Source organism: Halomonas salsilacus (assembly GCF_051216275.1).
Classification (GTDB): Bacteria; Pseudomonadota; Gammaproteobacteria; order Pseudomonadales; family Halomonadaceae; genus Halomonas.
Genome location: NZ_JBPKAQ010000008.1, coordinates 46,269 through 72,370 on the forward strand (window position 1 = coordinate 46,269; position 26,102 = coordinate 72,370).

Annotated in this window: 24 protein-coding genes; 9 read left to right on the forward strand and 15 right to left on the reverse strand. The window is 64.1% G+C overall.

Annotation, left to right across the window (positions count from 1 at the left end; genetic code table 11):
- Nucleotides 1-27: 27 nt before the first annotated feature.
- From ACR80S_RS12340 to ACR80S_RS12375, 8 genes are all read right to left on the reverse strand, one after another.
- Complete coding sequence (locus ACR80S_RS12340) at nucleotides 28-378, reverse strand: hypothetical protein (protein ID WP_435403328.1); 351 nt, start codon at nucleotides 376-378, stop codon at nucleotides 28-30.
- A 53-nt stretch (nucleotides 379-431) separates the two neighbouring features.
- A complete protein-coding gene (locus tag ACR80S_RS12345) occupies nucleotides 432-1,979 on the reverse strand; it encodes a class I SAM-dependent methyltransferase (protein WP_435403329.1) in 1,548 nt (515 codons plus the stop codon).
- Nucleotides 1,979-2,977 (reverse strand): hypothetical protein, encoded by a 999-nt coding sequence (locus ACR80S_RS12350; protein WP_435403330.1) that lies wholly within the window; start codon nucleotides 2,975-2,977, stop codon nucleotides 1,979-1,981. Before ACR80S_RS12350 ends, ACR80S_RS12345 begins: the two co-directional genes overlap by 1 nt.
- A gap of 496 nt (nucleotides 2,978-3,473) precedes the next feature.
- On the reverse strand, nucleotides 3,474-3,686 hold the full coding sequence (locus ACR80S_RS12355; RefSeq protein WP_435403331.1) for a hypothetical protein: 213 nt from the start codon (nucleotides 3,684-3,686) through the stop codon (nucleotides 3,474-3,476).
- 30 nt (nucleotides 3,687-3,716) lie between these two features.
- Nucleotides 3,717-3,911, reverse strand: a complete 195-nt coding sequence (locus ACR80S_RS12360; protein ID WP_435403332.1) for a glycosyltransferase family 2 protein — start codon at nucleotides 3,909-3,911, stop codon at nucleotides 3,717-3,719.
- A gap of 550 nt (nucleotides 3,912-4,461) precedes the next feature.
- Entirely contained in the window at nucleotides 4,462-8,382 is a 3,921-nt protein-coding gene (locus ACR80S_RS12365; protein ID WP_435403333.1) for an AAA family ATPase, read from the reverse strand.
- A gap of 31 nt (nucleotides 8,383-8,413) precedes the next feature.
- Nucleotides 8,414-9,070, reverse strand: a complete 657-nt coding sequence (locus tag ACR80S_RS12370) for a MiaE family protein (protein ID WP_435403334.1) — start codon at nucleotides 9,068-9,070, stop codon at nucleotides 8,414-8,416.
- Nucleotides 9,061-9,525: a DUF1289 domain-containing protein gene (locus tag ACR80S_RS12375; RefSeq protein ID WP_435403335.1), complete on the reverse strand. Its 465-nt coding sequence runs from the start codon at nucleotides 9,523-9,525 to the stop codon at nucleotides 9,061-9,063. The genes ACR80S_RS12370 and ACR80S_RS12375 overlap by 10 nt, the downstream gene beginning before the upstream one ends.
- Before the next feature lie 228 nt (nucleotides 9,526-9,753).
- Between ACR80S_RS12375 and ACR80S_RS12380 the strand changes: the two genes are divergently transcribed.
- Nucleotides 9,754-9,960: a PIN domain-containing protein gene (locus ACR80S_RS12380; RefSeq protein WP_435403336.1), complete on the forward strand. Its 207-nt coding sequence runs from the start codon at nucleotides 9,754-9,756 to the stop codon at nucleotides 9,958-9,960.
- Here the strand turns inward: ACR80S_RS12380 and ACR80S_RS12385 are convergent.
- The 3 genes from ACR80S_RS12385 to ACR80S_RS12395 form a co-directional block, all read right to left on the reverse strand.
- Entirely contained in the window at nucleotides 9,957-10,712 is a 756-nt protein-coding gene (locus ACR80S_RS12385) for a universal stress protein (RefSeq protein WP_435403337.1), read from the reverse strand. The genes ACR80S_RS12380 and ACR80S_RS12385 overlap by 4 nt on opposite strands.
- Entirely contained in the window at nucleotides 10,705-13,212 is a 2,508-nt protein-coding gene (locus ACR80S_RS12390; protein WP_435403338.1) for a Lon protease family protein, read from the reverse strand. Before ACR80S_RS12390 ends, ACR80S_RS12385 begins: the two co-directional genes overlap by 8 nt.
- Before the next feature lie 79 nt (nucleotides 13,213-13,291).
- A complete protein-coding gene (locus ACR80S_RS12395; RefSeq protein ID WP_435403339.1) occupies nucleotides 13,292-13,684 on the reverse strand; it encodes a GNAT family N-acetyltransferase in 393 nt (130 codons plus the stop codon).
- A gap of 506 nt (nucleotides 13,685-14,190) precedes the next feature.
- Here ACR80S_RS12395 and ACR80S_RS12400 point away from each other — a divergent pair.
- Nucleotides 14,191-15,108 (forward strand): beta-1,6-N-acetylglucosaminyltransferase, encoded by a 918-nt coding sequence (locus ACR80S_RS12400; protein WP_435403340.1) that lies wholly within the window; start codon nucleotides 14,191-14,193, stop codon nucleotides 15,106-15,108.
- A 551-nt stretch (nucleotides 15,109-15,659) separates the two neighbouring features.
- On the opposite strand, the gene mscL is transcribed toward ACR80S_RS12400, so the two are convergent.
- Complete coding sequence (gene mscL / locus ACR80S_RS12405) at nucleotides 15,660-16,091, reverse strand: large conductance mechanosensitive channel protein MscL (protein ID WP_435400147.1); 432 nt, start codon at nucleotides 16,089-16,091, stop codon at nucleotides 15,660-15,662.
- Nucleotides 16,092-16,314: 223 nt separating this feature from the next.
- Between mscL and ACR80S_RS12410 the strand changes: the two genes are divergently transcribed.
- From ACR80S_RS12410 to ACR80S_RS12425, 4 genes are read left to right on the forward strand one after another with little or no spacing between them, the layout of a single operon-like run.
- The gene (locus tag ACR80S_RS12410) at nucleotides 16,315-17,145 is read left to right on the forward strand and encodes a hypothetical protein (protein WP_435403341.1); all 831 of its coding nucleotides are present in this window, start codon (nucleotides 16,315-16,317) and stop codon (nucleotides 17,143-17,145) included.
- A 41-nt stretch (nucleotides 17,146-17,186) separates the two neighbouring features.
- The gene (locus ACR80S_RS12415) at nucleotides 17,187-17,831 is read left to right on the forward strand and encodes a hypothetical protein (protein ID WP_435403342.1); all 645 of its coding nucleotides are present in this window, start codon (nucleotides 17,187-17,189) and stop codon (nucleotides 17,829-17,831) included.
- Complete coding sequence (locus tag ACR80S_RS12420; RefSeq protein ID WP_435403343.1) at nucleotides 17,828-18,616, forward strand: hypothetical protein; 789 nt, start codon at nucleotides 17,828-17,830, stop codon at nucleotides 18,614-18,616. The genes ACR80S_RS12415 and ACR80S_RS12420 overlap by 4 nt, the downstream gene beginning before the upstream one ends.
- 3 nt (nucleotides 18,617-18,619) lie before the next feature.
- The gene (locus tag ACR80S_RS12425) at nucleotides 18,620-19,843 is read left to right on the forward strand and encodes a hypothetical protein (RefSeq protein ID WP_435403344.1); all 1,224 of its coding nucleotides are present in this window, start codon (nucleotides 18,620-18,622) and stop codon (nucleotides 19,841-19,843) included.
- Between the two features lie 134 nt (nucleotides 19,844-19,977).
- Here the strand turns inward: ACR80S_RS12425 and ACR80S_RS12430 are convergent, their stop codons facing one another.
- Together ACR80S_RS12430 and ACR80S_RS12435 are read right to left on the reverse strand one after the other, a co-directional pair.
- Complete coding sequence (locus ACR80S_RS12430; RefSeq protein ID WP_435400152.1) at nucleotides 19,978-20,424, reverse strand: phasin family protein; 447 nt, start codon at nucleotides 20,422-20,424, stop codon at nucleotides 19,978-19,980.
- Nucleotides 20,425-20,624: 200 nt separating this feature from the next.
- A complete protein-coding gene (locus tag ACR80S_RS12435; protein WP_435400153.1) occupies nucleotides 20,625-20,996 on the reverse strand; it encodes a thiol-disulfide oxidoreductase DCC family protein in 372 nt (123 codons plus the stop codon).
- A 490-nt stretch (nucleotides 20,997-21,486) separates the two neighbouring features.
- Between ACR80S_RS12435 and pilB the strand changes: the two genes are divergently transcribed.
- The 3 genes from pilB to ACR80S_RS12450 all read left to right on the forward strand — a co-directional run bounded on the left by pilB (nucleotide 21,487) and on the right by ACR80S_RS12450 (nucleotide 25,490).
- Nucleotides 21,487-23,271 (forward strand): type IV-A pilus assembly ATPase PilB, encoded by a 1,785-nt coding sequence (gene pilB / locus ACR80S_RS12440; protein ID WP_435403345.1) that lies wholly within the window; start codon nucleotides 21,487-21,489, stop codon nucleotides 23,269-23,271.
- 50 nt (nucleotides 23,272-23,321) lie between these two features.
- Nucleotides 23,322-24,557 (forward strand): type II secretion system F family protein, encoded by a 1,236-nt coding sequence (locus tag ACR80S_RS12445; RefSeq protein ID WP_435400155.1) that lies wholly within the window; start codon nucleotides 23,322-23,324, stop codon nucleotides 24,555-24,557.
- Nucleotides 24,558-24,638: 81 nt separating this feature from the next.
- Nucleotides 24,639-25,490, forward strand: coding sequence for a prepilin peptidase (locus ACR80S_RS12450; protein ID WP_435403346.1), 852 nt, complete (start codon nucleotides 24,639-24,641; stop codon nucleotides 25,488-25,490).
- Nucleotides 25,491-25,494: 4 nt separating this feature from the next.
- On the opposite strand, the gene ACR80S_RS12455 is transcribed toward ACR80S_RS12450, so the two are convergent.
- Nucleotides 25,495-26,073: a hypoxanthine-guanine phosphoribosyltransferase gene (locus tag ACR80S_RS12455; RefSeq protein WP_435403347.1), complete on the reverse strand. Its 579-nt coding sequence runs from the start codon at nucleotides 26,071-26,073 to the stop codon at nucleotides 25,495-25,497.
- Nucleotides 26,074-26,102: the final 29 nt, after the last annotated feature.

Consider the following 26,102-nt stretch of genomic DNA (forward strand, 5'->3'; position numbering starts at 1 on the left):
ACTCAAAAGCATTATGTTGGTTATTTGCTACTCACCAGAGAAGGCGTTCTTCTCTTCCAACATCTTGGTCAGGAGGGCCAGCTCGTCGAATCGCTGTTTTATGCTAGCGTCTTTTTCTTTAAGCTGTCTCTTCAACTGCCGAATCTCCGCTTGCAGGGCGCTCACCTTGCCACCTTCTCCATGCGTTAAGGTTTCTACTTCTTGGGTTACCCCTATGCGCTTCTCGCAGAGCACAATATTTGCCCGAAACAACGCCTCGCCATAAAGCCGAGCGGCTTGCAGGTAGAGATTGTAAGCATCTTCATAATCACCACGATTGAAGGCCTCGGCGGCGCGCCTCGTTAGCGGTGGATTCGCTCCCTGAAGGATCGTGCCCATGATCTAGCCTCGCATCGTTATCTGGTTTTCAGGTATTGTGACGGGGCAGCACACTACCCCTTGATACGCCAGCCTAGTGCGTCAGGCATCTCCAGTAACTGCCATGCCTGCTGGCGAGCATCCAGCAAAGTATTCCATTGCTTGAGGAGAGTGCTTTCTTGGGAATAGGGGGCGTGCTCCAGCACCACATCCAACTCCTTCGGCATGGCCTCCAGGTGCTGCAGCAGTAGTGGTAGCGCAGCGGCTCGACTATGCTGTACCCGCGCTAATGCCTCCCCGACGATTACCAGGCTTCGGCCTTCCGCTCGCAGCCACTGATTGAGCTGGCCAATCATTTGCTCGCTAGAGTAAAAGAGTGCGGATTGATCCTGATAGCGGCATTCGGTCCAAGGGCTGTTGACGATATTGACGACTATTTTCAAATCCTGCGCAGCCAATTTCTTCTCGAGCTGGTCGCATAGGGTCTGTTGATGCTCCACACTGAGGATGGATGGAGACAAGTCGCTCTGGAAAGGGGCCGCATACCCAGAAGGTCCGGCCTCATCCTCCTGGCCTGCCCTTACAAGGCGCCGCTGGCTCCCCTGATCCTGCAAGATGGCACGCGCAAACAGCTCCGTCATAGGGCCGCTGCCGAATATGACAACGCTATCGTAGCGTTGGGCATCGCGTAACTCTAACAACGCCATGGCCAGGGCTGGCGATAACTGAATGCCAGGTTGATGCTGGCCGTGCTCCAGATAGTATGCCAATGCCTGCTCGTCTCTCTGCTGCTGCGCACAGCGTGTGAGATGCTGCCCCAAGGCATTAGTGGTCAGCTGGATATAATTCCGCTGTTCGCTGAATAGCAGGTCGAGCTTTCTCTCAAGATGCGCAAGGCGTCCCTGAGAGCCGGCTTCCTCGCTATTCACTAGCTGCTGCGTCAGCTCTGTGTTCAGGATCTTGAGCTTGTCGCACTCAGCTTTCAGCTCTTGGTATTCTTTCCACTGTATATCGGCTTTGGCATGATAGGCCATCTGATCGGTCTTTGTTGTGATATTCTCCAGCCGATATCCAGCCTCCTCGAACATCTCGAGCAGCATGGGTCGGGCCTGCTCCACTTCTGGCGTCAGATTGCTGAGTATCAAAGTTATATAATCGAACGGCTGATAAGCTTCGTGCCTGCGGATGGCCTGAAACACCTGCTGCTCCTCACCGGGAGTCTCGATCACCAGCCAGTGCTGCTTATCGCTTGCGAGAACCACCTGATCGAGCAACTGAGCCATGTCGTTCGTCTGCACGCCTGTGCTATGGACCTTGCGTAGCCCTGGCCATTTTTCCGGAAGTACCTTCAAGGGGTGCAGGGTAGCCAGGCCCGTAACGCTATAGTGATGCAACTCGCCCTCCCCTTCCTGGTCGGACACTGCAGCTTCTATCACTTTCACACGGGGCTCGGCATGGCTCCGCAGCCTCAAAGTTTGGGCGATCTGCGGGTCCGGCTCCACCAGCACGATCAATTCGGCTGCCGTTTCCAGGTAGGATTCCAGCTCACGACACTCGCCCGCTCCCAGGTGCAGAATAGTGCCGTTGACATTCTTGAGTGCCGATATGGGTTGCTGATCCATCAGGAATTTCCACCTTTGCCACTGCCCAGCACTTGCATGGTCTTGCGCAACGGAGCTGTCACCTTCCAGGATTTCGAATCACGCAATGCTTTGAGCTCTTTTCTTGCTGCATGCAGCTTGGCTGCCAACTGCTTGTTCTTCTGAGAGAAGCTATGAAGTTTCTCGTTCTTTTGCTTGATGATCTGCTGAAGCTTATCAAGCTTTAGCTCATTTACCCTCTCAGTGTTACCCTTGCCCTTATTACCCTGCAAGTAGAGTTCCAGCTCTTCTTGTATCCTTTGAAGCTGCGCAATGAGCAGTTCATTCTCTTCCTGTAGCGTCTCATGCTCCTTCTGTGTTTCTCCAGGCTCTCTAGCATCCAGGATCGTGCTCTTGAGCGTCTCATAGGCCATATCGATCACATCGAGAGGATCAGCCGGCTCGATCAACGGGAGCGAACTGGCCTCCAACTCCTGCAACACGCACCTGGCCGAAGAAAGCTGCAGGGCCTGCTGTGCCAGCAGCTGCAGTGCGGCTCGCTGTTGCGGAGCGGAGGTGCCAACTTCTTCTGCCGTCTCTGTTGGAACGCGCCCCAGGGAAATACCAGTCCGCGCTGCAAGTTGGGAGAACAACACCTTGGCATCCCCTTCCAGGGCATCCCTTGCTACCAAAGTGATGCGCTGATAGCTATTTCGATAGAGATCAAGCAGTACCTCCGTAGCATTGCGCCAGTTGGCTAGCGCCTGAGAAGGTAGTCGCCCCTCGGCAATGCAGCTGGCCACTTGGCGATCAGGCATGTCATAGCAAATCAGAGCGTGTATACCGGAACGTTCGTTTAGCAACAGCTTGGCCTTGGCAAGATTGTCCACGATCTCCGGATGCCATGGCTGACCAGCCGCGCGCACGGCATTGAGCCATGCCTCGCAGGGGCGAGAAGACAAGTTCACCAGCACCAGTTGGTTGGCATTCGTCTCGTTCCGTGAACTCGTCATCGCCGTCTCAGGGCTAGCGGTCGTCATTACAGTTCTCCTGGGATCTTGAGTAGCAAGTTGATACAGGACTGAGAAAGCGTCAGCACGGCTCTGCCTGTTGGTGGAATAACAGCCAAATGGCTTCCAGGGCCTCTACGCCCCATAGCCTGGCTTGCAGGATCGATGCCATCAGGCGGTAGCGCCTCGGTGGGGGTGATGCAAGGAGAAAGCGATACCACGCCACCAGCGGCGGGGTAAAGGTACGGAAGAGCAGCCACAGAGCCCGTTGGGCTCGAGTACCTGGGGTGAGCTGCCCTCCTAAGAAACGACGCGCCTTGGTCACAATGTCGTCTCAGCTGTCCCGTGCCGGGTGCTCGACCACTGCCTCTGGCACGTAGTGCAACATCGCGCCTGTGCCAATGGCTCGCCTCACGAAATCCGCATCGCCACCGGAGAATCGCTTGGCCTCGAAGCCGCCAAGACGCTTGGCCAGTTCAGCGGGTACGGCCAGATTGGCGGATACCGCATAGCCGCGTGAGACTTACTAGGCCTGATGGATGCCCTTCACCAAGTCGTACATCTCGTAGATGCTGGGCTCGGGTCCGCTCGCGCGCATCTCGATGGCACCGGCGAGCACAGCATCCTCGCCCCTCAGGCGATCGGCCTTCCGCGTCAGCGCTTCCAGCCAGCCGGCTGCGGGCAGGCACTCCACATAGGTGAATACCAGCCACTGGCCCTGCGCTTCCTGTAAGACCACATTGTGGGCCGCATAGGAACCTGGGGCGATTCAGGTGGCACAGTGCAGGATGCAGATATTGCCGGGCAGTTCGGCGGGGGGAGAAAAGTGCGTCGAGCCGTTGTCGACCAGCAGTACCTCGAAACTCTCCTGGCTCAACTTCTGGCGCTGCAGGCACTGCACCAGCGCAGGAATCAGGTGCCAGTGCTCATAGACCGGAATGATGACGGTGCATAGTGGTGGCATAGGGGCGCATCAGGAAGGCAGGCACGCTACCGCCCGGGGATTGTGCCGGGCGCATTCCCATGCCCTGATTAGTTCGGTAGGGAGGCTGGGCACGGGACAGGAAAAGCTTCCTGGCGGATGCCAGGGGCGGTGAGGAGGGATAAGGCCCTTGCCCGCACGCCTACCTGCTGCCCGTGTGCCAGCATCCCTGCTGTGTCGTTGTTGGTATCGTTGATCAGCCTATTCTACGCGAGGAGGTGGAGGGGCTCTACAGACAAGGGAATTTTGGCTATGGAGGTGATAGGTGGGCAGCAGAGCGGGAAGCCCTCCGGCCTCAATTCGCCCCGCGGAACGTGGTCCTACCACCCCTACGGCAGGCCCTGGTGACACCGGCAATCGCGCAGAATCTGCGCTCCTACATCCTGAGCGCCCACCTGTAGGAGACCGATTTATCGGCGATTGAACCGCCATCGCAACACCGCAGGGCGGCTGCGCCGCCTATCGCGCAGAATCTGCGCTCCTACAGCAGCGTAGGAGCCCGATTCATCGGCGATCAATCGCCGCCGGCGCCCTAGAGGGCGTCGGCGTTGGCTGGGTGAGGGAGAGCTCGGTCGAGCAGGCTGCGCCAGCGGGCGATGATCGGGGCGTCGGAGTGACTGACCTCGGCGAGCAGCCGGCGCAGCTCCTGGCGGGCCTTGTCGTCGGCGGGGTCGATCAGCGTCAACCACAGCTCCAGGCCGTTGATCTGCTGGTGCAGGTTGCCGTCTTCGCGGGCCTGCTGCTGGGCGAGCTCGATCAAGGCGATGATCTCGTCGCGCGGGTGGCCGAGGCGGTGGCGCACGCGGGCGAGGTGCACGGCGAGTTCGGGCACGAACAGGGTGGTCTTCTCCCGGGCAAGCATCAGCGCCTGGTCCAGGTAGTCCTCGGCGCGGCTGAATTCGCCCAGTGCCACGCAGGCGTCCACGAACCACAGCGAGGGGCGACTATAGGGGTCGCGACCGGTGAGTTCGGCGAGCTCCTCCTGGGCCTGCTCCACCTGGGTGAGTCCCTCGCGATCGCCTGCCATGGCGCGCCGCCAGCCGAGCACGCCGCGGGCGGCCATCTGCCACAGGTGCAGGTCCTGGCTGCCGGTGAGCTCATAGGCGCGCTCGGCACGGGTAGCCGCCAGGTGTACGTGGCCGAGCTGGCGGTAGAGCGAGGCGGCGTACATCAGGGCCATGGCCAGGCTGCCGGGGTGGCCGATCGTCTCGGCCAGACGGATGGCGGATTCCACCTGGGTCTCGGCACGGCGGTAGTCGCCGCGCAGGCAGAGCGCCCAGCCCTGGAAGCAGGCGGCGGCCACCTGGGGGTGATCGGAGAAGGGCAGCCACTCGATCATCATCGGGGATTCGAGGGGGTTGATCTCCTCCAGGTGGTCGTAGGCGCGCTGGATGCGACCCGCCCAGTACTCGCAGCTGGCGCGAGCATACTCGGCCAGGCGGCGGTAGCGCGGGTCCTCCATGCGCTCGGCCAGGCCCGCCAGCTTGGAGGCGAGGTGGAAGGCATCGGCGTGGGCGTGGCGCTGGCTGCAGCCTACCCACAGGCCCCACTTGACCAGGAAGGCCTGCTCCAGGTCGGCGGGCTCGCCCTCCTCCCCGTCCAGCTGCTTGACCTTTCTGAGTAGCTCACGGGCGCGCACGAAGCTCTCGTGGGCAGTAGGCGAGCCGTGCCCCTCCAGGGCGAAGGCGGCCTGGCCGCGCACGGTGAGCAGGCTGACCTCGCGCTCAACCTGCCCTTCGACCTGACGCAGGCTGACCAGGCCGAGATCGGCCATCTTCAGCGCGGTGCGGTTGGCGCTCACCTTGAGCGCCTCGCGGGCGGCCAGCTCATAGTAGCGGGCGCCGCGGGCGTAGTGGCCGCTGCGCCGCAGGTGGGTGGCGAAGTCCCCCGGGTGACGGCTGATCCACATCGGGAAGCGCTCCTCGATCAGCTCGACCACCTGGCGATGGATCGCCGTGCGAACATCCCGCGGGCAGGAGAGGTAGGCGGCCTCCTGCAGCAGCTGGTGGGTGAACTGGTACTCGCGGCCGTCCTCGTCGCCCTCCACCGGCTCGATGATCTCCAGGCGACGCATCTGTTCCAGCGCCTGGCTGAGGCGCAGCTTGTCCCAGCCACTACACTCGGCCAGGAAGTCGAAGCGGAAACGCCGGCCGAGCACCGCGGCGGCGTGGGCCACCTCGCGGTCGCCGTCGAGCTGGTCGATACGGCTGGCCAGCAGGCCGAGCAGGCCGTGGGGCAGCTCGTCCAGGTGCACGCTGCGCCCCTCGCGGCGGTCCATGTCGACCCGCCGGCAGATCTCCTGCAGATAGAGCGGCACGCCGTCGCAGCGCTCGATGATCTGGCCGCGCAGGCGCGGGCTCAGGTGGATGCGGTAGCGGCGGGAGAGCTGAGTGAGGAGCCTGGACGACTGCAGGGCATCGAGCCGGCCCAGGGTGATCTGCTGGTCCCAGTGCAGCCGCGCCGGCAGCGCCTCGCGGCCGTGGTGGCTGGCCACCAGCATGAAGCCGCAGTTGATCGGCAGCCGCGCCTGCAGGCCGGCCAGCAGCTTGAAGCTGGGCTCGTCGAGCCACTGCAGATCGTCGATCATCAACACCAGGGTGCGCTCGGCGGCAAAGGCGGTGATCAGGCGCTGCAGCAGCCCCACCACCAGCTCCACCGCCTCGCCGCTCTGGGTGAGCAGGGCCACCTCGCGGGGCTCGCGGGCGCCAAGGGCCTCCTCCAGCAGCTGCTGGCGGGGCTCGTCGAGCTCCGGCAGCGCGAGCTGCCCACGCAGGCCGGCCAGGGCCTCGGGGGTGAGGGCACCGTCCAGGCGCCAGCGCAGCAGCTGGCGGGCTACGCCATAGGGCTCCTGCACCGAGAGCCGGGTGGTGGGCTGCCAGCAGATGGCGGCATCGCGGCTCTGTTCGAGCTGGCGAAAGCCGACCATCAGCGCCGACTTGCCCATGCCGGAGGGGCCGCGCACCAGCACGCTCTGGCGCAGGCCGATGCCGGCCCGGGCCAGGGCGTCGCGTAGGGTACGCAGCTGGGTCTCGCGGCCTACCAGGCTGGGTGGCAGCGCCTCACGGCCGCCTTCATTCGCCCCCAGCACCAGCGCCCGCAGGCGTATCCGGCCGTCGCTGGCCACCAGGCGGGAGCTCAGCCGCGGCTGCAGGTCCAGCGCCGGCGGCATGTGCTGGCTGGCGTCCTGGGAGATCACCAGTTCGCTGCCCTCGGCGGCGGACATCAGCTCGAGCGAGCCCTGGGTAACCTGGCCCAGCGGATCGACCAGGCCGCGCTCCGGCAGGTAGACCACCTGGCCGCTGTTGAGCCCGGCGGCGAGTTCCACCTTGGGCGGTTCGCCCTCGCCGCTCCAGTGGCGGCGGCTCTCCTCCGGCAACATGCGTCGGCAGTGCTCGTAGAGCGCCACCAGCTCGGCGAGCTGGTGGGCGGGGCCGTGGGTGCCGAAGCAGGCCAGGCCCAGGCCGCCGGTGGCGCCGGGCAGCCAGAAGCCGCCCAGGTGGTGGCACTGCTCCTCCAGCCAGCGCAACAGCTCATATTGCAGCATCAGGCAGGCGCGGCTGGCCGGGCGGCTGGAGAGATCGCCCTTGAGGCGCAGGCGAATGGCCATCACCGAGAGCTGGCGCTGCTCGATCTCCTCCTCGCGCAGCGGCGCGCTGTCCGGCGCCAGGGTGCGGGCGAAGCCCAGCCCACTGGCGGCGGCGTCGGCGTGGGTGTCGGACCAGTAGCGGGCCAGCTGCAGGAAGGCGGGCTCCGGCTGCTGGCCGGAGAGCGCCAGCAGCTGCAGGTAGGCGTTGTACTGCTCATGGGCGGCGGCCAGCTGACCCTGCTCGGCCAGTTGGCGCACCAGCTTCTCGTGGAAGGGACCGTAGCCGGAGAAGCGGTTGACCAGATCGACCAGCAGGCGGTCGGGGACGCTGTCGTGCTGTTCCAGCACCGCCTCGGCGAAGCGGATCACCCGCTGGCGCCAGTCGTTGCGCACCTGCACCAGCCAGCGCTGAAAATCACCGCAGTTGTTGAGCTGCAGCTCCTCGGCGAGATCGCCCTGGTAGTGCTCGAGCAGCGCGGCCAGGGTCGATAGGTCGCGCTCACCCTCCAGCAGGCGCTGCACCTCTTGAAGGTCGAACTGCCAGCGCGGCGGCAGGCGGAAGGCGATGGTCTGACGCGAGACGGACAGCACCTCGTCGGCGTGCTCCCCCAGCGACTGGCGCAGGCAGTGCAGCGCGTGGCGCAGGTTGGTGCGCCCGGAAGAGAGGCCCTGGTCGGGCCACAGCAGCTCCGCCAGGGTGGCACGGCTCACCGGCTGGCTGTGCAGCAGCAGGTAGACCAGCAGCGCCTTCACCTTGTCGTAGCTGAACTGCGTCAGCACATCCTCGCCGAGGGTAAGCGAGAAGTGGCCGAAGAGGGCCAGCCGATCCGCTTGTGGGGTATCGGCGACGTCAGTTGCATCTCGCATCGTATCGGTCCTGCGTAACATGGGGCCGGTCTTACGCCGGCACGCCACTGTGAAAACGGAACGCCGTGTCGGGCGTCTGCACCAGCTCGGCTTCGCGATCGGCGAAGAAGGCGATACGGGACTCGATGGGCGATGCGGCCAGGTGGCGGGCCAGCATCAGGTAGTCCTCGTAGTGGCGCCCTTCCGACTTAACCAGAGTGCGGTAGAACTTGGCAAGCTCGGGGTCCAGGTGGGGAATCAGCCGCGCGAAGCGCTCGCAGCTGCGCGCCTCGATGAAGGCGCCGATGATCAGCACGTCCACCAGCCGGTCGGGCTCCTCCGGGCGCACGTGGCGGCGAAGCCCCTCGGCGTAGCGCGACGCGCTGATGTGGCGATAGGGAATGCCCCGTGCCTCCATCAGCATCACCACCTGCTCGAAGTGCAGCAGCTCCTCCCGGGCCAGCTGGCTCATCTTGGTGAGCAGCAGCGGCTGGTTCACATAGCGGTAGAGAAGGCTCATCGCCGTGGAGGCGGCCTTCTTCTCGCACTGGGCGTGGTCGATCAGAAGGAGTTCGGGGTTCTCCAGGGCCCAGGCCACCCAGGCATCCGGAGTGCGACAGCCCAGGAAGTCGAGCAGCTCGTCGGACAGCAGGTCGTCGGCGCTGGTGCCGACGGGCTCGGGCAGGGGCTCGGGCAGGGTCACGGGCATGAAGGGCACTCGGCAGAATGGTCAAATAAGGAGGAATAGCGGCGGGCCTCGGCAGCCTTATTGAGCTCGGCGGCCAACCGGGCGTGGAGCTCGGCGGCGGCGAGACCCTCGCCCTTCCCCACCGGCGCCAGGCCATAGCGGGAGAGTTCCTGAATGCGCTCGCGGCCGACGCGCAGCAGCTCCACCGCTCGCGACAGCACCGGCTGCTCGGGCCGAAAGCGGATGCGGTGGCGCCTGAGCTGGGCCTCCAGCGCCGCGCCGTCCACCAGGCGCAGGTAGCGGCCGGCCACGGCCTCGCGCAGGGCATCGAGTTCCTGGATGCACGCGGCTCGCTCGTCGCTCGCCAGGCCGAACCAGTCGCGAATCTCCGAGTCGCTGCGCTGACAGCCGCGGCAGGTGCGATCGCCCAGGGTGGTGGAACAGAGCCCCACGCAAGGCGAAGCGATGGCGCTCACAGTCGTCTCCCCACGGCCATCCCCTCGTTGAATGCAACGTTGATCGTCGTGACAAATAGTAACGCGAAATGAACGTTTGAAACAGCCGCCCACTGCTAGCCCTTGGTGGTGGTTGACACTTTGGCTAATTAAGTGACTGGTAACGATGGATGGAAGCTACTGATAAAGCATGTCGCAACTGGTGGGATCTAGGCTCTGCCCGGCGGTGTTGCCTACCAAGCCAAGCTGGTGCATCTCGAGGAGGGCATTTCGGCGCGGGCCACCTTCCTGGTCGAGAGCTATGCGCTCAGCCACAGCATGCAGATGGCCGATGCGCTGATTGCGGCAACCGCCATGGAGCTAGGAGTGACACTGCTCACCGCTAACGATCGCCACTATCGGCATATCGACGGTCTGGAGATCGAGATCTTTCGGCCAATGCTTCCGCATCCCTAAGGCACCACCACCACCGGCACGGGGAGGCGCGCCAACACTTCCGGGTCCTCGGTGAAGAGCCTGGTAAGGGTCTGGCGGCCGATCACCAGGGCCCCGCTGCGGGCGTGAGCGAGGAAGCGCTCTAGCTCGGGGGCGGCCATGGGGGCGAGCTCCTCGCGGCCGCGAAACAGCGGGTGGTTGCGGGAGGCCTCGGCCAGACTCTCGCCCCAGGGCAGCGTCGGCGCCTCGCCGCGCAGGGTGCGCAGCGGGCCGGATACGGGTGGGTGGCGCTCGTCCCAGATGATCACCGTGCAAGGCGCCTCCAGCACCAGGCGGCGGCTGGTGGAGCCGAGCCGTGAACTCCAGCCCCAGCGCGAGGAGAGGCCCGCCTTGCCCAGCACCAGCACATCACCGGGGGCGGCCTCGGCCAGGGCCTCGCTGACCACCTGGCCGCGGCTCACCTGCAGGCGATGGCGCAACGCGCGCCCCGCCACCGCCTCATCCAGCGAACGGGTGATGCGCTGCACCTGGCGGGCCAGGCTCGCCTCCAGCTCGGCGATCTGAAGCGGCCGCGTCAGGCCGGTGCTGGCCCCCACCTCCCGGGAGAAGGGAAAGGCCGCACAGGCGAGCAGATCGAGATCCTCGATGAACAGCGCCACCAGCTCGGCGCTGACCTGATCGGCCAGGGCCACCGCCGCGGCCAGGGCGGCCTGGCTCTGGCGGGAGTCATCCAGCAGCGCCAGCACGCGCATGGCCTCGCTGTGCTCACTCATGGTCGCCGCCGCCCTGCTCTTTATGGTCGCCGCCGCCCTGCTCTTTATGGTCGCCGCCGCCCTTCTCTTTGTGGTCGCCGCCGCCCTCCTCTTCATGGTCGCTGTTCTTGTCCCCGTTATTCCCGTCGCTCTCACCATCGCCCCCGCGGGCGGCCTTGACCGCCTCGCGGAAGGCCACCAGGCGCGCCTGCACCCTGCCGTTGACGCTTTGGGGTGGGAACTGGCCGGACGCGTCGGCCTCGCCAGGCGCCTCGCCGATGAGCAGGGCCAGCGCCTCGTCCACGTGGCGCACGGCAAAGATGCGGAACGTGCCGGCGGCCATGGCCTCGCGCACCTCGGCCTTGAGCATCAGGTGCACCACGTTGCTGGCCGGCAGGATCACCGCCTGGCCATTGAGCTCGCCGCGGGCGCGGCACACATCGAAGAAGCCCTCGATCTTCTCGTTGACCCCGCCCACCGCCTGCACCTCGCCGTGCTGGTTGATGGAGCCGGTCACCGCGAAGCTCTGGTCCAGCGGCACCCGGCCGATGGCGGAGATCAGCGCGCACACCTCCGCCACCGAGGCGCTGTCGCCCTCGACCCCGCCGTAGGATTGCTCGAAGGCGAGGCTCGCGGAGAGCGACAACGGCTGGTCCGGGGCGAAGCGGCCGGCCAGGAAGCGCGACAGGATCATCACCGCCTTGGTATGGATGCGCCCACCCAGGCGCGCCTCGCGCTCGATATCCACCACCTGGCCGGCGCCGGGCCTGGCAGTCGCGGTGATGCGGGTCGGTTGACCGAAGGCGAAGTCGCCCAGGGCTAGCACCGAGAGCCCGTTCACCTGCCCCACCGCGCGACCCTCGGTGGCGATCATCACCGTGCCGCGAACGATCTGCTCGTGGCTGCGCTCGCGGATCCGCCCGGCGCGATAGAGCTGCTGGACCACCGCCTTCTCCACATGGGCGCGGGTGATCACCGTGGCATCCTCCACGGCCGCCCAGTGGTCGGCCTCCTGCAGCAGGTCGCTGAGATCGCGGTGGCGGGCGGTGAGGCGTTGCTGGTCATCGGCCAGGCGGCCGGCGCGCTCGATGGTCGCCGCCACCCCGCTGCGATCCAGCGGGCGCAGCGCCGCTTCCCGGGCCAGGGTCGCTACCATATGGGCGTAGAGGATCAGGTTGTCCTCACTGCGCGGCAGCTCGTCCTCGAGGTCCGCCTGCACCTTGAACAGCTCCAGGAACTCCGGGTCGTGCTCGCACAGCAGGTAGTAGAGCAGCCGTTCGCCGAGCAGCACGATCTTCACGTCCAGCGGGATCGGCTGAGGCTCCAGGCCCACCGTGCTGATCAGGCCATAGGCCTGCTCCAGGGATTCGGTGCGGATCTCACCGGCGCGCAGGATGCGCTTGAGGGTCTCCCAGGCGCCGGGCTGGGTGAGCACGCCGCGCACGTCCAGCACCAGGTAGCCGCCGTTGGCCCGGTGCAGGGCACCGGCGCGGATCAGCGAGAAGTCGGTAAGCAGGGTGCCATTGTGCACGTGGTGCTCGATGCGCCCCACCAGGTGCTGGTGGCCCGGCAGGTCCTGGTAGATCACCGGCGCGCCCTCGGTGTCGGCGTTGTCCACCAGCAGGTTGAGGTGGAAGCGGCTGAACACCGCCTCAGGGGGAATCTCGGGCTCATCGGAGAGGAAGGAATCGACGTGGGCAAGGATCGCCTCGCGAATCGCCGTCAGGTGGGCGATCACCCCCACCTCCTCGGCGTAGCGCTCCTCCAGTTCGGTCAGGGGCGCGCCGATGGCCGTCTGCAGCACTTCCTCATTGAGGCCGTAGACCTGATCGCGCAGCGACTTGGCCAGCTTCGGCATGCGGCGGATCGCCTGGGTCAGCTTGCGCTGCAGGATCTCCACCGTGTGCTCGATGCGCTCGCGATCCTCCTGGGGCAGCGTCTCGTACTCCTCCGGCGACAGCATCTTGTCGTCGTCGCCCGCCGGCGCGAAGGTGAAGCCGTTGGGGGTGGAGAGCAGCAGCACGCCCTGCTCCCGGGCCTCGCGGCGCACCGCCTCGATGGCGTCGCGCTGGCGCTCGCCCATGGCCTGCTTCAGCTCCTGCAGGCGGTTCTGGTACTCCTCGCTCTCGAACACCGCCGGGATGGCGCCGCGCAGCTCATCCACCAGCGCCTCGATGTCGCGGCGCAGCTGACGACCCAGGCCCGGTGGCAGCGACAGGTAGAGCGGCACCGAGGGGTCCTCGAAATTGTAGCGGTAGCCCCAGTCCGGCGGGGCCGGCTCGTCCCGGGAGCGCTCCTCCAGATAGCCCCCTACCAGGCCGTGCATGCCGTGGCCCGGCTGGCCGAGCACGAAGAGGTTGAAGCCGTCGCTGCGGATCGCGGTGCCGAAGTCCAGCGCCTCCCGCGCTCGGTCGTGGCCGCTCAGCAGGTCCAGCGATTCCAGTTCGCTGGTCACCTCGAAGGAGAAGCCCGCCTCCGGGCAGGCCCGGTAGACCTCGGAAACCGTCAGCGCCTCGACCATTGCACCTCCCTGCCAGGCCAGATGAGTGAAAGCTCGCCTGCTGCCAAGATGCCTCATAGTGACCGCTACCGCCAGAGCGTCACAGCCCCTCGCTCGGCGTCTTCGTCCTGAACTCCCGCTGCGGTAATATCGAGATCGGCCGCAGATTGTCGTGATCTACCTGCAACCTGACCCGATAAAATCTCCGACGCTCCATGGCATCGACCACATGCTCCAACAGTTCGTCAGCCAATCCACTGCCCTGCGCAGGGTGCGCCACCAGAATCAAGGAAATATAGCCACAACGACCCTGCTTATCGTTGCAATAATAGGCAATTAACCCCAGGCAATTACCGTGGCTGTAATGCAGTCTTATTTCGGCTCTACTCAACAGTTTATTGGCATATTCAGTGAGGTCGACATCGTGCCAAAAACCGGGTTTAATGCGCTCTCCCTCCACCTGCATCAGGCATATCAGTTCAGTCACTGTCATGTCATACCTCGAGCCGAAGTGATTATCGATCAATCAAGCTCTGAAAAAATATTATCAACTTCATCCTTTTTCCTGGTAAAGCTGATACCGAAATTTTCTGCAGGTTACTAAGCATAAACATTGACACACTCGTGTAAAAAACAGCTCATGATTTTCCAGCACTGCAATGACCAGGGAAACAAGGAATAGATTTCATCTCGCAAAACGACAAGCCGTGTCAGAACGGCTTGATGAACGGTTCCCAGAAGGTATCACCCCTGTACAATCTTTTAAGTAAATAATAAATAATAAGGGGGAATTTAACCTCTAGCGAATTAGATGACTAGCACTCTACAGAGCTTAGCTTACGTATTTTTTTTCCGGTTAATAACCAAAAATATCAGTCGTGACAGCTTTCTAAATCATGCACCATTAGTCTCAACTACCCAGTAAACGTAACTTATAAAATATAACCCAATAAAATCAAAAACTTACTAGCTACGTTATGGCCGGAATGAAGATCACCGATGAAAATTGCGTATATCGTTCTAGCCCATACTGATCCTGAGCATATTGCACGCCTGGCAAAAAAGCTCGTGAAAGGCACGCAGCATGCCGTTTTCCTTCACCTTGACCAAAAGTCGGCCATCGAGCCCTTCCGTGCGCTGCTCAAGGATGAGGCCCGCGTCCATTTTGTCGAGCCGCGGATCAAGGCGTACTGGGGTGGCTACTCCTTGGTCGAGGCGACGATCAATGCCTTCCGCCAGGCGCGGCAACACGGGGGGTTCGATCGCTTCGTCGTGCTACAGGGGCTTGAGTACCCCATCCGCTCCAACCGGGAGATCGAGGGGTTCTTCAACGAGCACCCCGACACCGAGTTCATGCGCGCCCGGAACGAGACGCTTACCAGAGACACCAATGACCTGAAGAAGTACCGCTTGCGCTGGTCGATGGACCGGGACAAGCGCTCATGGCGTCTCGTCAATGCCGGCAACATCCTGATATCCAAGCTTGGTAGGCTGATCCGATTCAAGAAGCCGACGGTGAAGGTCGGCAATGCCAGGCTGACGATCTACCGGGGTTGGGGCCACTTCGCGCTGACCGGCCGGGCCATCGACTATATCCTCGACTTCCACGATAGCTATCTCGAATTCAACCGGTTCTTCATGCATGTCTATGCGCCGGACGAGAGCTACTTCCACACCATTCTCTACAACTCCCCCTTCATCAACCAGACCCCAGACAAGGGGCCAACTGATGACATCTCACTGGACGCGCTGCTAAACCTGACCTATTGCGAATACCCCGACCAGGTCACCATCTTCACCCAAAAGGCCGATTACCCCACCCTGGAGCAGAGCGGCTGCCTGTTTTTCCGCAAGGCCACCAGCGAGAGCAGGGAGTTGCTTGACCATATCGATTCCGTTCACCATCGGGAGCGGTAAACTCTCACCCCCTACTCTCGAGGACGATCAACCAGGTTGTCCGCCAGCACGTCAATGCGACTGATGTGATTCTATGAATCCAGGGTCAAGCAGGTAGCGACCGCACGCGCTGAAGACGGTCGAGGGCAGGGTCAGGGCCTCGGCGCGGGTCGGAAACCTCGCCCAGAGCCTCAGGCACACCCAGGCATTGGCGAAAGTATTTTCCAAAAAAGCTTGCCTACGACCTTAGTCGAAGATAGATTGCCTGGAAATACTTTCCGCAAAATGACCATGCCAGGAGGCTCCACCATGACGACCGAACGCGTTCCGTCCCTACTGGACCAGACACTGCCCAGCACCAGCCGCCGGGTTCGACAGCGCAGCCGAAACGCCGCCCGCTTCCTCACCCTCTGGAACCGGCCGGCGGCCGCTGACCGCTCTACACAGCGCCGGCGCCAGAACGTCCGCCAGGCTTGATTCCAGGAAAATTCTCAGACCCCAGCGCCGCGGCATCTGCCGCGGCGCTGTCATTGTGTTCCATGCCAGCCTGACAAGCAGTCAGACCAAGCCCCTCACGGTTCCTTGGTTCGCCTCGCCAGGTTATCGCGGATCTCGCGCAGTAACAGGATGTCCTCGGGCGGGGCGGTGGGCTCCGTCGGCGCCGCGGCCTGCTGGCGGCGCAGGCGGTTGATCCCCTTCACCAGCAGGAACACAGCGAACGCCACGATCAGAAAGCTGATCACGTTGTTGACGAACACTCCCACGTTGATGGTCACCGCCCCTGCCGCCGCAGCATCGGCCAGGGTTGCATAGGGCCCCTCACCCTTCAGCACCAGAAAGATATCGGAGAAATCGACGCCCCCCATCAGCAGCCCGATTGGCGGCATCAGCACGTCGTTGACCAGGCTCGAAACGATGGTCCCGAAGGCCCCGCCGATGATGATCCCCACCGCCATGTCGACCACGTTGCCGCGCACGGCAAATTCCTTGAACTCCTTGAACATCACTCGCCCTCCCTTCTTCCTTCCACTATCCGCGCTCATGAGTCGACCGTTAGCCTTTCGCCCCGCCCGCGCCGGCCAGACCGGTCGAATGAAGTGTAGTTCGGTTTCGAAGACAAACACCGATGAGCCCCTGTCCCAGGAAATAACGTTGGATTCACCCGGAGCCTCGCCGACTCACCATCGTCTACGCTTGACAAAAGATTCCTATCGGGAGCTTGCGAGGATGCGCAGGGCACTTCAGCGAATTGTGATTGCCGTCTTGACGACGGCTTACACATGGCCGGCGGTGGCGGAGCCGGTGCTGGTGGAAGGTCTCGAATCTGGCCAGGGCATTCTGCGGGCACGCAGCGGGGAGTGCTTTGCCGTAACGCCCACCCATGTCGTGGGCATGGGCCTGGGGCTTGAAGTCGTCAGCACGGAGCGCGTGAGAGCCCCGGCCCAACTGATCACCGATTTTGGCGACGACATCTCGGTGATTCGCGTCGATGCTCGCGGACGCCTGAGCTGCGGCATGGGCTGGCCTCGTCCGGAACCTCTCGATGCCACCCTGCGAGACGCCGTGACCCAGGGTCGCCAGGGGGTGATTCTGCGTGTCCGCGACACCGGAGGGGTCGAGGCCTACGGCGTTCGATTCGTTGCCGTGGACCATCGCCACATCGAGGTCATGCCCCTCTCTGCGAGTAGCGAGGCCTTCAAAGGCATGAGCGGTTCCCAGCTGATGCTGCAAGGCCAGCCGGTCGGCATGGTTCTCAACACCGAGGCAGGCCTGATTCGCGCCTACCGCCAGGATGCCCTGAACGAGCGAATCGGCCGCTTCTTCGACAGCCAGGGCAGCCCCCAGCTACCTCCCTCCGACCTGCCCATCGAGCCCCGCCAGGGCAGTGTCGTCGCTACGACACAAACGCCGATCCGTGAAGCCCCCAGCCCCTGGTCGCCGGCGCGCCGCTGGCTCTCCGTCGGGCAGAGCATTGAGCTGACCGGAAAGGTCGTGGGCCTTCCCTGGTACCAGACCACGGAAGGCTTCATTCGAATCGCCGATACCACAACACGCTGACGACTCCACCAAAAAACAATATCACCGCGAGGAGGCGCAACATGAAGCACAAGGGGATGAGGGCCATGGCCCTGCTGCTGGTACTTGGGGCCACACCGACACTGGCTCTTGACATGAGTCAGCTGGAAGCGGCCCAGGAGCGTGCCGGCATGCTGGACCGAGTACGAACCCTACTGGCCGACGACAGCGCCTCGGTGCGCCTGGCGGTGTTCGAGGAGGTCATGAAATCCGACGACCCAGTGCTGCGCAGCATGGCCCTGGAATCCGCCCTGGCCAGCGGCGACGACCGGCTCGAGACCGCCGGCCTTCGCCAGCTCTTCCAGGACCGCGAATTGCTCTCCGTGGAGATCATTGAACCCCGGGAGCCGACCCAGGCGCAGGCCTACACCTTCAATATCTGGCGTGAGTTGATGCTCAGCAACCTGAGAATCGATCGGGCCACGGATGAACTCAGCGGCCGCTTCAACAGCGGCGGAGCCTCGGGAAGCTTCGCCGGTCATCTCACCCGGGGAGGCTGGCGAATCGCGTTGTCCCGAACCGGCTATAGCTGCAGCCTCGAGCTGACCCAGGTCAGCGGCGTCGACCTCTCGGGCGCCCTGCACTGCGCCATCGGTGGTTCAACAGCAGGTGAGAGATACGCCGGCGGCCAAACCGCCTCCCTGCCCTTCAGGATCCGGCTGTCATGAGGGCGCGGCGATGGCCGACCTGGGCCTGGGCGACGGCATGCCTGCTCTTCACCGCTCAGGTGCTGGCGCAGCCAGCCGACGAGCTTGAGATTGATGCCAGCTTCCTCAGTGAAGGTTTTTCACCGGCGGTGACCGTTTCCGGTCGCGCCCTGGCGGGGGTGATGCTGGAACCCGAGGGCCACCCGCATCATCAGCAGCGAGAACAGCGCTTGCATGTCTGGTTACCCGCCAAGCTCGAAACGGAAGGCCAACAGTTGTGCATCACCCTCACCTCCCGGGATGGGCTCTACACCGGCCTGCTGCAAGCCTCGATGGAGCGGCCGTTTGCCGAGGCTGTTCCGCCACAGCGCTTCAGCGTTAAGTTCGAAACACAGATACCTGAGTACTATTCTCGGTACCAGGAGACCCCGCCCCCCCATCGGCTCGCCGTGCTTGCCGAAATCAAGCCTGACTGCAACCCGGCCAAGCCCACCGTGCTGATACTGCCCGTCTCCTGGGCCAAATTCGAGGCCCCCGGCACCCTGAGCATCATGGTCAACAGCAATCGCATGCGTACGCTGTTTGCGGTGAAAGTGGACCCGCCTTCCCCGGAAGGGCGGGCCCGGCATCTGGCCGTGGAATGCGCCGAGATCGACGTCACCCAGCGCATCGCCTTCGACACCCTCTGCCGCGTGGATCTGGCAAGCCTGGACGATGAGGGCACCTTGCGGCTGGACGAAGCGCAGCTGGTGCGGATGCACGGCCCCAGCCCGGCCAGAGCGATTCCCATCCCGCTGGCCCAGTGAGCCATGAAGCCGCCACATGCCAGGACCCGCGGTGCCCACGCCGCCCTGCTCTCAGGCCTATGGGAGGGGCGGCCGCTCGGCCAGACCCTACTGTCGCTGGTCCTTACCGCCGGGGCGATTCCGCTGCTCATGGAAGCGCTGACCCTGGTGATGGACCGCTCCTACACCTTCCACGTCAACGCCAATACGGAGGTGCTCACGCTGACCACCGAAGCGCTGACGGGTACGGGCTGGTACCTGGAGAACGCCCAGGCGCGGCAGGAGTCTCCGCTTCAGGCGGCAGCGGCGGCCGCCGCCGCCGTCGGCAGCTCCGAAGACGACACTGCCACATTCTTCGAACTGCCTGCCGACCGGGAGCCCCTGGCCTGGGAGCCCTTCACGGGTTATGTGGAGGTGGGCCCACATGCACGGGTCAGGCTGACGCGACAGGGAAACGGCCCCCTGTCGATTCATATCGCCGAGGCCCGCGACGTTGCAGAAGATAAGACAAGCGCCCTGCCCGCCGCGGTATTGAGACCTCTCTCGGAGGAAGAGGGTCACTCGACCCGCGACATCGAACTGCAGGTCACCCTGGATGAGCACCCCCTGAACGGCACCCTTCAGGGCTTGGGTACCGTCGGCGACGTTGTCTCCCCTCCCACGGTGCCCGTGTCACCGCCGCTGCTGCGAAACGGCGACGTCTCGGTGGTCGGCAGGCGGCTGGGGTCCGAGCTGCTCTACACCGTGATGAACATGCCGTTGCGTCTGGGGGATGAAGTTCGCGTTTTGACCCGCCGCTTGGCTCTGGACGACCCCGATCAGGAGCGACTCCAGGAAGCGACCGCCCCCTTCACCTGCACCTTCTCTGTGGCCGGAGCTACGAGTGACGCAACGGGCATCGATCTGGCCTGCCACGCCAGCGGCCGCTCCCTGGCGATCAGCCGTTTCGGGGCGCGTACCGGCTCACTGGAGCCTCGGCCCTGGGATGTGCTGGCCAATGAGCCCAGCATGCAGGCGATCCTCCCCCTGGCGCTCACCGCCCTGTTCGCACTGATTCAGCGGCTGCTGGACGGGGTCTACACGCGACTGAGCGGACAGGCAGGAAAGCTGCTACGACGCCTGGGTTGGAAAAGTGACGGTGACAGATCCAACCAACGCCTCCTGAGGCGCAGGACCCTACACTGTCACGCCAGACGACGGTGGTTCGCAAAGACCCCAAGTCGAGCCCCCAGAAAAGAGGGCCGCTGACCCCACTTGTGAAGGGCCTTGCCACCGTCAGCCACACACCAGCAGGCCGCCGATCATGGATCGGCGGCCTGCTGGTGTGGCGTTATCGAGGCCCGCGAAGCGGGTCTATCGAATCACGCTGACTTGCGCTTGCTTCAGGCTTGCTTGGCTTTGGAAGCGGAAGTGGCTTCCTTGACGGCCTTGTTGGCGGTCTCGGTGTTAGCCTTGGCGCTTTCCTGGACGCTTTCCTGAACCTGCTTGACGCTGTTCTCGGTCAGCTTCTGGCTTTCCTGAGCGTACTCCTGCTGCAGAGCCACGACCTTCTCGGCATCGCCCTTCAGGCGCTCGGTCAGTTCCTTGGCGACTTCCTGCTGGCCTTCCATGTAGCTCTTCAGGCCTTCGGCGTCCTTGACTTCTACCAGGCGGCGCAGCTGCGCGACGCTGGTGTCGGTGTAAGCCTTGGCGGCCTCGATCTGGGCGTTGATCAGCTTCTCGCTGTAATCGACGGACAGCGCGGCGAAGGCGCGGGCCGGGGCGAAGAACAGCGACTCGAGTTGGGCGGTGTCAAACTGCTTGGTGTCAAAGGCGAATGCGTTAGTCATGATGGGAACCTCCCGGTTCTTGGTGATCGGAAGCGGGATTCTCCTGATGAAAGCCCCGCTCTGCTGCAGTGCACAATAGCAGGACTGATGATGCAGTGCAACATCAACGAAGGCAGGGGCATTGCCAGCGCCACGGAGAGTGAGGGAAGCGCCCCGCGACGAGCGCTGCGTGGCGCTGGCCCGGGGAGAGTGCGCCAAGGCTACTTGCCCAACCCATCACGCCCCATCAGCCGCAGCGTGGCATTCCTGACAGCGCGCATGCCGGGGTAGAGGCCACGGGCCAGCCAGCGACGGGAAAGGATCGCCGAGGAGAGGCGGTTGAAGCCCCCCACCGGGGTCGTCATCAGCGCCAGGTAGTGCACCGCATCGCTGCCGTGATAGAGGCGACCACCCTGTTCGACCACCATGCCCTCATCGAGATCGATACCCAGCGCCCGGAAGCGACGGCAGGCCTCGGGTGCCTCTCGCAGCGACACCAGGCGCACCTCGCCGGCCACCTCGCGCAGCCTCAGCAGGTCGACGTAGCGCCGGCAGAAGGGGCAGTCACCGTCGTAGTAGATCGTCGTTGTCATGGCCCCAGTCTCGGCAGAGGGTGATGGAAAGGCTATGGGGCTTGCCCCCGATTAGGCTCTGGCCGACGTCCAAGGGCTCTACCATTTCCTTGCTCCCAGGCATCCTGATGACGCCCGTGGTGCCCTAAAGGCAGTCTTCTGGTACCACATTGCGGATTTACGCTGGTGGAGGCGTTAGCGTCATGGCTTTCGTGCAGCAAGCTGCGCTTCCACAAGACCCCGAACCCCTGTTACCTCTTCTACCTTTTATCTACCCGAGCGGCATCCTGTCCGGTGTCACCCTCGCTTCCTTGCGTTAAGTTACGCTTCGCAAGCTTGCAGGGGGAATAACCCCCAAGCACCAGAAATCTCTCCCGTAGGGATGAAAATCCCCCCACAAAAGGTTGAAGGCGCGTGGTTCCGTACTGGGCGGGTGGGGGCTGGGCCGGCTAGAATGGGGCATGATGTCGACCAGACCATGCCAACGCCCAAGCCAGCCAAGCGAGCGCCCATGAACGACTACCGCACCCCACCGAGCGCGCCCCCCTTGGGCTCACCTCTGGAGAACACCCGCGACGGCGCGGGCCTGCGCGGCCTCGCGCGGCGCCTGGTGGTGGACGGGCGGGTGAGCCAGGCCGCGGCGGTTCGCGCGGAAGAAGAAGCCCAGGAGGGCGAGGTGTCGCTGCTGGAGCATGTGATCGATACCGGGCTAGTCTCCGCCCGCCAGGCCACCCTCTCCGCGGCCTGGGAGTATGGCCTGCCGATGCTGGATCTCGACGCCATCCGCCCGGAGACGCTGCCCCGGGCCGACGCTTTCCCCGAGAAGATCCTGCGCAAGCTCAAGGTGCTGCCGCTGACGCAGCGCGGCCACCGCCTCACCGTGGCGGTTCCCTACCCCTCCACCCTGGCGCTGCTCGACGAGCTGCAGTTCGCCACTGGCCTTACGCCAGAGGGCGTGCTGGCCCCGGTGGACCAGCTCGGCCCGGTGCTGGAGAGCTATCTCGCCTCCAGCGAGAAGAGCATGCTCGACGAGCTCAAGGGGGTAGACGACGCCATCGGCGAGCTGGGCTACGGCGGCGAGGAGGAGGGCAGCGGCGAGGTGGACCCCCACGCTGCGGCCAACGCCGCCAGCGAAGACGCGCCGATCATCAAGTTCGTCAACAAGATCCTGCTGGATGCCATCCACCGCGGTGCCTCGGATATCCACTTCGAGCCCTACGAGACCAGCTACCGGGTGCGCTTTCGCATCGATGGAATGCTCCATGACGTGGCCCACCCGCCGTTTGCCATGCGCACCCGCATCGCCGCGCGCCTCAAGGTGATGTCGCGGCTAGATATCTCGGAGCGCCGCCTGCCTCAGGATGGCGCCATCAAGCTCAGGCTCTCCAAGACCCGCTCCATCGACTTTCGCGTCAATTCGTTGCCCACGGTGTACGGCGAGAAGGTGGTGCTGCGTATCCTCGACCCCGCCTCGGCGCAGATGGGCATCGAGCAGCTCGGCTTCACCCCCAAACAGCGCGAGATGTACGAGACGGTGCTGGACCAGCCCCAGGGCATGATACTCGTCACCGGCCCCACCGGCAGCGGCAAGACGGTGACCCTCTATACCGGCATCAATCTGCTCAACGACATCGAGCGCAACATCTGTACCGCCGAGGACCCGGTTGAGATCAAGGTGCCCGGAGTCAACCAGGTGAACGTGCTGCCCAAGATCGGCCTGGATTTCGCCAGCGCTCTGCGCGCCTTCCTTCGCCAGGACCCGGACGTGGTGATGGTGGGCGAGATTCGCGATCTTGAGACCGCCGAGATTGCCGTGAAGGCCTCCCAGACCGGCCACCTGGTGCTCTCCACGGTGCACACCAACTCCGCCGCGGAGACCCTGACCCGCCTCGCCAACATGGGCCTGGCGCCGTTCAATATCGCAAGCTCCGTGAGTTTGATCATCGCCCAGCGCCTGGCGCGCAAGCTCTGCAAGCACTGCAAGCAGCCGGCGGACCTGCCCCACGAGGCGCTGGCCGCCCAGGGCTTCAGCGAGGAGGAGATTCACCAGGCCACCTTCTTCGAGCCGGTGGGCTGCAAGCACTGCACCAAGGGCTTCAAGGGCCGGGTGGGCATCTACGAGGTGGTGCCGATCAGCCACGCCATGAGCCAGTTGATCATGAAGAACGGCAACTCGATGGATTTTCACGACCTGGCCCGCCAGGAGGGCCACCCGGACCTGCGCCGCAGCGGCCTGTTGAAGGCCATGCAGGGGATGACCAGCCTGGCCGAAATCAACCGGGTGACGAAGGACTAGCCGCTGCAGAAGCCCGCGGTAACTCACACAGGGAATTGAGGGAGCACCAGATGGCCACAGCACGAAAACTGAGCTCCCAGCGGAAGACCAAGCTCTATCGCTGGAACTGGAGCGGCAAGGGCCCGGGGGGGCGCAAGGTGGGGGGGGAGATCATCGCCGCCCAGAAGATGGAGGTCGAGCGCATCCTCCAGGGCCAGAACATCCTGATCAAGAACGTCAAGCGCAAAGGCGGCTTCGGCGGCGGCATGGGCAAGATCAAGCCCCGCGATATCATGCTGTTCGCCCGCCAGATGGCCACCATGATCCGCTCGGGCGTTCCCCTGCTGCAGGGGCTTCAAGTCGTGGCGGAAAGCATGAAGAAGCCAGCCATGAGCGCCCTGGTGCAGGAGCTGATGAACGATGTATCCTCGGGCACCAGCTTCTCCGACGCCATGAAGCGCCACCCCGAGCAGTTCGACCGGCTGTTTTGCAACCTGGTGGAGGCCGGCGAACAGTCTGGCTCCCTGGATCGTATGCTCGAGAGGGTGGCCACCTACAAGGAGAAGGTGGAATCGCTCAAGAGCCGGGTGAAGAAGGCGCTCTGGTACCCCGCGGCGGTGATCGCGGTGGGCATGGGCGTCACCGCCCTGCTGTTGATCAAGGTGGTGCCCCAGTTCGAGAGCCTGTTCCACGGCTTCGGCGCGGAGCTTCCCGCGATGACCCGCATGACCATCGCCATGTCCGAGTTCGCCCAGGCCTACTGGTGGTGGTTCGTGTTGGGCGTGATCGGCTTCATCTACTTTATCCGCACCGGGATGAAGAAATCCGAGTCCTTCGCCTACCGCATGCACGCCTGGTCGCTGAAGATCCCGGTGCTGGGCCAGATCCTGGATAAATCGGCGGTGGCGCGCTATTCGCGCACGCTTGCCACCACCTTCGGCGCCGGCGTGCCGCTGGTAGAGGCCCTGGACACCGCCGCCGGCGCCACCGGCAACAAGGTCTACGAGCGGTCGGTCGAGCAGGTCCGCGAGGACGTCTCCACTGGCCAGCAGCTCGCCTTCGCCATGCGCATGACCGAGCAGTTCCCGCCACTGGCCATCCAGATGGTCGGCATCGGTGAGGAGGCGGGCTCGCTGGACGCCATGCTCAACCGGGTGGCGGACTACTACGAGGAGGAAGTCGACAACATGGTCGATACGCTCACCTCCCTGCTTGAGCCCTTCATCATCGTGGTGCTCGGCGTGCTGGTGGGTGGCCTTGTGATCTCCATGTACCTGCCGATTTTCGAGCTAGGTTCTGTCATCTAGAAACAAGGTTCGAGGGGTCAAGGAGCAAGGCACCCCTTGACTCCTTGTTCCCTTGATCCCTTGATCCCTAAGGACTTTGCTGTGCTTGACGTACCCTCTTCCCTGCTGTGGCCTCTGGCCGCCTTCATCGGCCTGTGCCTGGGCAGCTTCCTCAACGTGGTGATCGTGCGCCTGCCGGTGATGCTGATGCTGGGCTGGCGTGCCGAAGCGCGCGAGGCGCTGGAGCTGGCCCCCGAGGAGCCCGCCCGCTTCAACCTGGCCACCCCGCGCTCCATGTGCCCGAGCTGCGAGACACCCATCGCCTGGCACGACAACCTGCCGGTGGTCGGTTGGCTCAAGCGCCGCGGGCGCTGCGCCCACTGCGACGCCACGATCAGCCCGCAGTACCCGCTGGTGGAGCTGGCCGGCGGGGCGTTGACGCTCGCCGTGGTGGCGCTGTTCGGGCCGAGCTGGCAGGGGCTCTTCGTGCTGGGAGCCTGCCTGTCGCTGCTGGCCATGGCGGTGATCGACCTGCGTACCCAGCTGTTGCCGGATCTGCTCACCCTGCCGCTGCTGTGGGCGGGGCTGCTCTACCAGTTGCTGTTCCAGCCGCTGCTGTTGCCCAGCGCGGTGATCGGCGCCATGGCGGGGTATCTGGTGCTGTGGAGCTTCTACTGGGCGTTCAAGCTGATCACCGGCAAGGAGGGCATGGGCTACGGCGACTTCAAGCTGCTGGCCGCACTGGGCGCCTGGATGGGCTGGCAGACTTTGCCGTTGCTGCTGACCCTCTCCGCGGGAATCGGCGCCATCGTCGGCATCCTGGTGCAGCTGGCGGTGCCGCGGCTGCGCGGCGCCCCCATGCCCTTCGGGCCCTACCTGGCGCTGGCCGGCTGGGTGGCGCTGCTCGCCGGCGAGCCGTTGATGGCGGTGTATGGGCAGTTCTTTTTGCTGTAAACCACTACATCCCCTTCGGCGCAAAGATACCCGGGGCGTTGCGCCAGTAGCCCTTGTAGTCCATGCCGAAGCCGAACACATAGCGGTCGGCGACCTCCAGGCTGCAGTAGTCGGCCTTGAGGTCGGGTACCGCCTTGCGGTCGTGCTGCTTGTCCACCAGCACCGCAGTAGAGATGCTGGCGGCGCAGGCCTCGCGGCAGTAGGCAAGAATGGCGGCCAAGGTCGCGCCCTCATCGAGGATGTCGTCGACGATCACCACGTGGCGGCCGGCCATGGGCACCTCCGGGGAGACGCGCCAGAACAGCTCGCCACCGCGGGTGGCGCCGCGGTAGCGGGTGGCGTGCAGGTAGTCCACCTCCAGCGGGAAGCCGAGGCGCGGCAGCAGGTGCCCGGTGGTGATCAGGCCGCCATTCATCACGCAGTAGAAGACCGGCAGCTTATCGCCGAGGTCGCGGGTGATCTCGGCGGCCATGCGGTCCAGGGCGCGCTCCACGGCTTCGTGGGTGATCAGGCAGTCGGCGTTGTCCATCACCTCACGCATGTCGGCGAGGGACTGGTGGAAATCGGCATCGAGTTTGGGCATTACATAGGCTCGCGGTCGAAAGAAAGGGG